Raw genomic sequence first — 1,436 nt, forward strand, 5'->3', positions numbered from 1 at the left:
CAATGCCGGTGACTTAAGTTGTGTCTCGCTGGGTGATCGTGGCGGTGGCGGGTTGGGGCGGTGGCCAGTTGCGGTGTTGGGCGCGTTTGAGGGGCCAGTTGGACATCTTGCGTTTGATGACACGGGGGCTGGTGCGCTGACGTCGTGGTGGCAGGAGGCGTTCGGCGATCTCAGCCAGGGTGCGGGTCAGTGCGCGGGCCAGCCTGTCGGGGGGAAAGCGCCGCCTGGGCGGGAACCTGGCGGCGCACGACCCGCAGGCTGCGGGTGAAGGACAGGCGGTCGGGGTCCAGGCCCTCGTGGAGGGCGGCCTGGTGCATCAGCTGCCGGACGGCGTGGTGGACGAGCAGGAGTCCGTAGATCTCCTGCTCGACGCCCCACGGGTACTTCGAGCGCAGGACGAGTCTGGGGCCGCGCTGGTGGGTCTTGATCTCGTCCAGCGTGGTCTCGATCTCCCACCGCTGCGTGTAGAGCGCGGCCAGTTCGGCGGCGGGTGCCTGTTCGGGGTCGAGGATGGTGGTGACGAGCCGGTAGAGGGTCGTGTCGCCGGTGCGGGCCAGGGTGTACTCCACGACGCGGACGGTCACCGGGTTGCGGCGGCTCTTGCGGTCCGGTTCGGCGTGGACGGTGCTGAGGTAGGAGCCGTCGTCCAGGACCCGCACCACGGGCAGGGCGGCATTCGTGCGGACCCGCCACAGCAGGTCCGCACCACTGGCCCGGGCGGCCTGCCACAGCTCGAACCCGTAGAAGCCCCGGTCGGCCAGCAGCAGCATGCCCTCCCGCAGGTGGGCGAACAGCCGGCGCGACAGCGTCTGCTCGCCGGCCGACAGCGCACCGACCTCCGCTGCGAACACGGCATGTGTACCGCACTCGGCCAGTGCCACCACCCTGGCCTGCGGGAACGCTCCGATGCCGCGTCCCGTGCCCGGGCGGCCGAAGTGCGCGTCGTTGGCCTCGGTGTCCGCCAGGTCCAGCGTGGTGCCGTCCACCGCCACCACGCGCCACCGCCGGTACCAGGCACCCGCCGTCTCGGGCACGGCCAGCGGGCGGCACACCCGCGTGAACAGCGCCTTCAGCGGCTCGACGCCCAGCCGCCGGCGGGCCCGGCCGATGGCGGCGGTCGTGGGCACCCGCCACGACCGCCGCCCGTCCCCGAGTCCCTCACCCAGCAGCCGGGCGACCTCCTCATAGCCCTGCCCGAAGAACAGGCACATCGCCAGGACGAAGTACACGACCACCCGCGCCGGCAGCAGACGGCTGCGTTTCTCACCTCGCCCGGTCTCGGCGATCACCTCATCGACCAGCCTCGGCGGGAACGCCTGGGTCAGCACCCCGATCGCGATCCGGTCCGATACCCGCTCACTCGCAGGTGACTTGACCTGCCCCACCCTCGCCACACCACAACCAACGAGAACAGCAAGACAAAGTCACCGGCATTG

The 1,436-nt window shown here is 71.0% G+C and carries 1 protein-coding gene; it reads right to left on the reverse strand.

Features of this window, described 5'->3' with window-relative positions:
- Window positions 1-170: 170 nt before the first annotated feature.
- Window positions 171-1,394 (reverse strand): IS4 family transposase, encoded by a 1,224-nt coding sequence (locus tag ACZ51D_RS43655; RefSeq protein ID WP_465665887.1) that lies wholly within the window; start codon window positions 1,392-1,394, stop codon window positions 171-173.
- Window positions 1,395-1,436 lie beyond the last annotated feature (42 nt).

This window comes from Kitasatospora sp. NPDC033851 (genome assembly GCF_055576085.1).